This is a genomic window from Alkalihalobacterium elongatum, from assembly GCF_019024285.1.
GTDB lineage: Bacteria > Bacillota > Bacilli > Bacillales > Bacillaceae_F > Alkalihalobacterium > Alkalihalobacterium elongatum.
Genome location: NZ_WMKZ01000011.1, coordinates 105,727 through 112,395, shown reverse-complemented (window position 1 = coordinate 112,395; position 6,669 = coordinate 105,727). Strand labels below are relative to the sequence as shown.

The window sequence follows — 6,669 nt, the reverse complement described above, 5'->3', positions numbered from 1 at the left end:
TGGCGGAATTGGCAGACGCGCTAGACTTAGGATCTAGTGTCTTTGACGTGGGGGTTCGAGTCCCTTCACCCGCACCAAAAGAGCGCCCTTAGCTCAGCAGGATAGAGCAACGGCCTTCTAAGCCGTCGGTCAGAGGTTCGAATCCTCTAGGGTGCGCCATATAACTATACATATATATAACGTTAGTAAATTTTATATATCAATAACCCAAAAGGACAAAGAACATTGTCCTTTTGGGTTATTTTTGTTGTGAAAGTCTTAAAATCTTGCGTAGAATTTGACATGTTTAAAAACATGGAGTATACTTTTATAAAACAAAAGGGGGAGATAATTTTGAAAAATCAATATTCTGAAAGTACAGATATAACAGATATTCTAAATTCATTTACAAGATATCTCTCTCAAAAGGGCAGATCTGAGAATACAATTAAAACGTATTGCGGTGTATTACAATCTTTCTTTTATTGGTTAGAAAGTCAAGATAAATTCCTCAAAAATCTTAATAAAGACGATGTTAAACGATATATCTGTTACTTAGAAAATGAACAGCGTAGTGCATCAACAATTAAGAAGATTATTAATACAATTAACACATATGCTAAGTCCATTAATCAATTAGAACTCACCAAAGATATAGAATATGTAGAGACTAAAAGTGGTAAAGTGGAAATTACTCCAGGATTTTTATCTAATAAAGAGGTTGGGTATCTATTAAACAAAGTTGAAAAAGATGGTAATAAGCGTAATGTTGCCATTGTTTATACTTTATTAGAAACAGGGATAAGGGTATCAGAACTTTGCTCGCTTAATAAAGCCGACGTTGAATTTAATCAAAAAAATCAAACTGGTCAAATGGTTGTTAGAAGTAAAGAGGAAGCAAACACTCGAACGATTCCTCTCACAAAACCTATTGTTCACCATTTGAAGGAATATTTAAACAATAGAAACGATACTGAGGAGGCACTTTTCTTATCTAATTACCAAAAACGAATTGCCCCTCGTACCGTTCAGCATACGCTAAAACAATACGGAGTTCACCCTCATAAGCTGAGACATACTTTTTGTTACAATTTAGTACAAAAAGGGTTAGACTTATCGATGGTTGCTCAATTAGCGGGCCATTCTGACATTCACTTAATAAAACAATATTTAAAGTCTCAAATACAAAATACTACTGATGAAAAATATGCCTAATAAGAGGATTTAGGCTAAACACAGAGTGATTTTTTAGAGAAGATAAAGCAGTATAAAAAATCTTGTTAGGTACACAAAAAAGCATTCTTTATGAGAATGCTTTTTTGTGTACAGTAATTAGATAGAGGTGTAAGGTTGGCTCGTCCAAAGAGCCTTGTTAGTTTTATAAGCTAGCATTTTAATGATGAGTAAATAATGAATTTAAAATTGTTTCATATAAGAACATATTCTTTCTCTGTTTAAAATTGCTTATATTTTTTAGTGATAGATAGTGTATGAAAAATCAATTCTTAAGTATTAATGTTTAGTTGTATTTCTATCTCATGGTTCATCTTTAATGATCCTCTAGTATAGCAAATCAACTACAGTATTAGTTTTTAAATACATGAGCTCCAATGACAATGGTTGTCTCTCTAGTATCTAGCCATCGACTTGTGGCTATGGCTGGATTGTAAAAGAATAAGGAATCTTGAGAGATGTTTCTCATGTCTGATAGTGCAGCTGTTACTGCTTTAATAGACTCTTTACATGCTGGGTTATTGATTTGACCGTTTGCAACAGGTTGAAATTGTCTAGGTTGATAAATGACTTCTTTTAATGTATTAGGGAATTTGGGGCTTTCTATTCGATTTAAGACTACATCAGCAACTGCTACTTTACCTTCGAAAGGTTCTGTTTGCGCTTCAGCTCTTACTATTCTAGCCAAAAGATCTAATTCCTTTTTGGAGAAATTAAATTCGTTAGAATAACTTGTTCCAACCCTTTGTTCAGTATTTTTGTCATTACTATTCACACGTTTACCTTTATCTTTATTCTTATCTTTATCTTTATGTATATTGATATGCTGTCCTACGAAGATCATATCAAGATTTTTAACTTGAGGGTTAACCTTTGCTAACTCTTCTAAGGTTACGTCATGATTTTTTGCTATCTGGGACATTGTATCTCCTTTTTCAACAGTATAACCAAAAGCAGGTGTAGCAAAGAATAGAGCTGCTAGTAGTGTTAGTAGAAAAAATAGTTTTTTCATAATATTCATATTCCCCCTAGTTAATATAGTTTTTTGGAAGCTCTTATATAACTCTATCTCTATGAAAGAATGACGTAGATTAGTATTACAATAAGATTACATAGAAATTAGGGTTAAACTAGGGTGTTTTTTACTAGGTTACCTAACTGACATTATTAGTATCCTATAATTTCAGATTTACTAACCCAAGGAATTTTATATATTCAAATTAAAGAATACATTTTCAGAACCTTCTAAAACACAAAGGTGTAATTTTCCAAGAGATTGGGGATTACACCTTTTATGTTTCAGCTTCCTACAAACTGCTGTAGTTCTTCGGTGTGTTTTTGGTTTCCTTTGTTCCTTACTTTGCTTGAACTATAATGAGGCTGGCTCAAAAATTAAAGAGTCAAGCACCACAACCACCACAAAAAGAGGTGCTATTAACCATAGAAACATCTATTTTTTTTGTGAAATCCAGGAGACAGAAACTTTGAGCTACTCTCTTTGAAATTTGACTTTGAACTACACCTATTCAAACCACTGTAGATGTCAATAGGTAAATAAATTCAGAAAATTCAAAAATAATATTGAATTTCACAGTTGAAGTGATATAATGTAAATCAAACAAACGTTAGATTTATTTAATAACCAAAATTACTAAAAAGGGTGTGGTAACATGTTCAACCAGATTGAAGAGGCAATTGTTGATCTGCAGCTTGGGAAAATAGTTATTGTATGTGACGATGAAAATCGTGAAAATGAAGGAGATTTTGTCCTATTAGCTGAACATGCAACACCAGAGAATATAAATTTTCTCATTAAATATGGGAGGGGTCTTGTTTGTGTTCCAGTTGCTGAACAACTTAGTAAGAAATTAGGACTTTCCCCAATGGTTAGTAACAATTCAGATATACACGGAACAGCTTTTACGGTCAGCGTTGATTATAAGAGTACAACAACTGGGATATCAGCCTTCGAACGGTCAGAAACCATTTTAGCTATGATCGATAATCAATCCGAAGCAAACGATTTTAAAAAACCTGGTCATGTATTTCCACTGATCGCAAAAAATGAAGGAGTATTTGAAAGACCTGGACATACAGAAGCAGCAGTTGATTTGGCTCGTTTAGCAGGTTCAACACCAGCTGGTGTCATTTGTGAAATTATAAAAGATGATGGAACAATGGCTCGGGTAAATGATCTAAAAAAAATTGCAGACAAACATCAGTTGAAAATGATAACGATAAAAGATTTAATTCAATATCGCATGACTAATGAAGTATTAGTAAAACAAGAAGTAAAAATTAATCTACCAACAGAATATGGAAACTTTCAAGTTGTAGGTTATTCAAATAAAAGAAATAAAGACGAACACATTGCTATTATTAAAGGAAAAATCGATTCTAATAGTGTACCTCTTGTACGAATTCATAAACAGAATTTGTTAGGAGATGTATTTGGCTCTTTCAATACTAAATCCAGTTTATACCTACATTCAATATTTGGTGAAATGGAAAAGTATGAGTCAGCAGTATTACTTTATTTAAGGAAAGAAGAAAAAGAAGAGGAACTTATAAGAATGCTAAAAGTTTATAAGTTACAAGAACAAGGTTTTTCCACTAATGAGGTTGATGAAAAACTTCGTCTCAACTCAGATTATGAAGACTACCATATGGCTGCACAAATTCTAAAAGATCTTGGGATCAAACAAATGAAACTTCTTGAAAATAAACGCAAAGAAGTTGAGATATTAAAGCGGTATGATTTAGATATTGATAGAATGAATTTACACCAATCCAACAGTCATATAGCAAATCATTTACTTTTTAAACATAGTATTAAAAAACAAGCTCAATTAATAAATAAATAATTTTTATTTGTAATTAAATCAAACTAACAATTGTTCGAGTTTCGTACAGAAGGATGATGTAAACTATTACAGTTTAGCATCCAACTTATTATGCCAGACTTTATATAATCTTTAACGGTAAATTGACTTATCTCCATTGAGCTACATTTCATTGTAATCTCCACCTGGGAAATTCAGACTATTTCTCCAGGGTAATAATGGTATCATTCTCAGGATTTTCCTTTCACCCCTTCTAATAACATTTTAATTTGTTTACTACTTTCTTTTACAAGGTCAAAATTATTATTTGCGGCAATTGACCAATCATAAATGGCTCCACGCATCCATCTAGTAATTAACTTAGTAATCTCTTCGGCTGTAAATGTTGACGTGAATTCACTTGTATTTTGACCTTCAACAATAAGTGTATTGATTAATTTGTAAATTTGTCGGTCTGTACGAGCAAGATAATTTTGATATTCTGGATTATAAAGGTATAGAACCCTTAATAATTCTCTACCAATGATTTCACAAATATAGTGCATTTGACCTTCAGTAATTTTAAGTATTTTATCGGAAGAGCTCAGGTTGGGTGACAAGGTTTGTAAAAATTCATCATAAAATCTATCCATTTCAATGAAAATTTCAAAAAAGATTTGATGTTTCGATTTGAAATAAATATAAAAAGTTCCCTTTGAAACTCCTGACTCTGCTACAATTTTATCAATTGTAACATTATCATAACCGTGCGTACTTACTAGACGAATAGCGGATTCCAATAGTTTCTTTTTTGTATTTTTTGCTTGCTTTTGTCTGGTAGTCATAGTAGTAACTCCTTAAAGTTCTGAAAATTTTAAAAATTTTAAATATTGACAATTAAAAACTAGCAGTTTAAGATGTTTTTGAATAGGTGACTATCAGTCAGTGACTGATAGTATAAAGTTATGTTATAGAATTCTCACTTTTTCGTCAATAAAAATATGTTCTCATATTAGAGATGGAGGGAATGAGTTGAATTATGGCAATTTACACACTGGCTTGGCGGTTCATGCTAAAAATAAACCTAATGATAAAGCGGTCGAATATTACAATGAGTCAAGAACATTTAAGGAACTTTATGAAAGGGTTAATGCTTTAGCTAATTCTTTGCGTGAATTTGGAGTAGAAAAAGGAGATCATATCGTTCTCTATATGAGAAACCGGTTGGAAATGATGGAAATCCTGTTTGCTATATCTGCATCGGGCGGTGTGTCAGTACCAATTAATTATATGGTTGAAGGAGACAGTCTCCAATCATTAATTAATGATTCTGATGCGAAATACATTTTTGTTGAAGAGGAACGGCTAGCTTCGTTTAATGAAATTAGTAACCGCTTACAAAATATAAGTGAAGCAACAACAATCTTGGTTAGTGAATATGAAATGAATACTCGCTACTTACCCTATCAGGATTTTATAAATAAGGGGTCAATTCAAGCACCAAATGTTGAAGTAAATTCTGATGATATGGCTTCTATGCTTTATTCATCAGGTACGACGTCTTTACCTAAAGGAATTATGATTAACCAAGGAAATCAAATTTTTAGGACGTATTCGTTTGCTGTTGAGTGGGGAATAAACTACAACGATGTTGTGTTAGTTACTCTGCCAATCTATCACGCAGTTGGGCATTTTTATATGTTCTGCCTCAGTATCCTTGGTTGCAAAATGATTATTACAAGAGATTTTGATGCAGAAAACACTTTAAAAATGATTGAAGATCATAAAGTTACCCATTCTTTTTTTGTACCAACTCAGTACATCATGATGCTTGAATTACCAAATTTCAATCAATATGATCTCTCCTCATTACGGTCACTTGTTTCAGCAGGAGCTCCTTTGGCGGAAGTAACGAAAAAGAGAATTATTCAACATTTTAATTGTGACTTTAACGAATATTACGGAACAACAGAAATTACTCCACTAGCTTGTTTACGTCCAGAAAATGTACTAAGGAAATCATCGAGTGTCGGACAACAACTTTCCTTCATGGAAATTCGCCTGATTGATGGGGAAGGGAATGATGTCGGGGTTGGAGAAGAAGGGGAATTTGCTGCGAGAGGGCCATCGATGTTTACTGAATACTATAAAAATCCAGAAGAAACGAAAAAAACGAGAACACCAGACGGATTTCATCGTACAGGTGACATGGGGATGATGGACAAAGACGGATTTTATTATTTACTAGATCGTAAAAAAGACATGATTATTAGCGGTGGTGTTAATATTTATCCAAAAGATATTGAGGAAGTCATTTATAAGCATCCTTTAATATTAGAAGCAGCTGTAATTGGAGTACCCGATGAAAAATGGGGAGAAAAAGTGAAAGCATATATCGTTTTAAAACAGGAAGCTGTCTTGGATAAGCAAGAACTAATCGATTTTTGCAACAGTAAGCTAGCAAAATATCAATCAATTAAAGAAGTAGAGTTTATAGATCGATTACCGCGGAATCCTTCTGGAAAAATTTTAAAAAGAGAACTGCGTAATTTAAAGGAAAGCACCCAATAAGGAAAAGTGTAATCTATAGTTAAACGGTTAATATTGTAAGTCATCATTAGTTTGAAGTAGCAGA

5 protein-coding genes and 1 tRNA gene are annotated in these 6,669 nt (G+C 32.7%); 4 read left to right on the top strand and 2 right to left on the bottom strand.

Annotation, left to right across the window (positions count from 1 at the left end):
• Positions 1-82: 82 nt before the first annotated feature.
• Both GKP30_RS13040 and GKP30_RS13035 read left to right on the top strand, forming a co-directional pair.
• A tRNA-Arg gene (locus GKP30_RS13040) sits at positions 83-159 on the top strand.
• Positions 160-333: 174 nt separating this feature from the next.
• Positions 334-1,194 carry a tyrosine-type recombinase/integrase gene (locus GKP30_RS13035; protein ID WP_216829887.1) on the top strand — a complete coding sequence of 287 codons (861 nt, stop codon included), beginning with the start codon at positions 334-336 and terminating at the stop codon, positions 1,192-1,194.
• A 370-nt stretch (positions 1,195-1,564) separates the two neighbouring features.
• Here GKP30_RS13035 and GKP30_RS13030 read toward each other — a convergent pair whose 3' ends face one another.
• A complete protein-coding gene (locus GKP30_RS13030) occupies positions 1,565-2,224 on the bottom strand; it encodes a cell wall hydrolase (RefSeq protein ID WP_216829886.1) in 660 nt (219 codons plus the stop codon).
• A 658-nt stretch (positions 2,225-2,882) separates the two neighbouring features.
• Between GKP30_RS13030 and ribB the strand changes: the two genes are divergently transcribed.
• On the top strand, positions 2,883-4,076 hold the full coding sequence (ribB, locus tag GKP30_RS13025; protein WP_216829885.1) for a 3,4-dihydroxy-2-butanone-4-phosphate synthase: 1,194 nt from the start codon (positions 2,883-2,885) through the stop codon (positions 4,074-4,076).
• A gap of 209 nt (positions 4,077-4,285) precedes the next feature.
• Here ribB and GKP30_RS13020 read toward each other — a convergent pair whose 3' ends face one another.
• Positions 4,286-4,879 (bottom strand): TetR/AcrR family transcriptional regulator, encoded by a 594-nt coding sequence (locus tag GKP30_RS13020; protein WP_216829884.1) that lies wholly within the window; start codon positions 4,877-4,879, stop codon positions 4,286-4,288.
• 187 nt (positions 4,880-5,066) lie between these two features.
• Between GKP30_RS13020 and GKP30_RS13015 the strand changes: the two genes are divergently transcribed.
• On the top strand, positions 5,067-6,605 hold the full coding sequence (locus GKP30_RS13015; protein WP_216829883.1) for a class I adenylate-forming enzyme family protein: 1,539 nt from the start codon (positions 5,067-5,069) through the stop codon (positions 6,603-6,605).
• Positions 6,606-6,669: the final 64 nt, after the last annotated feature.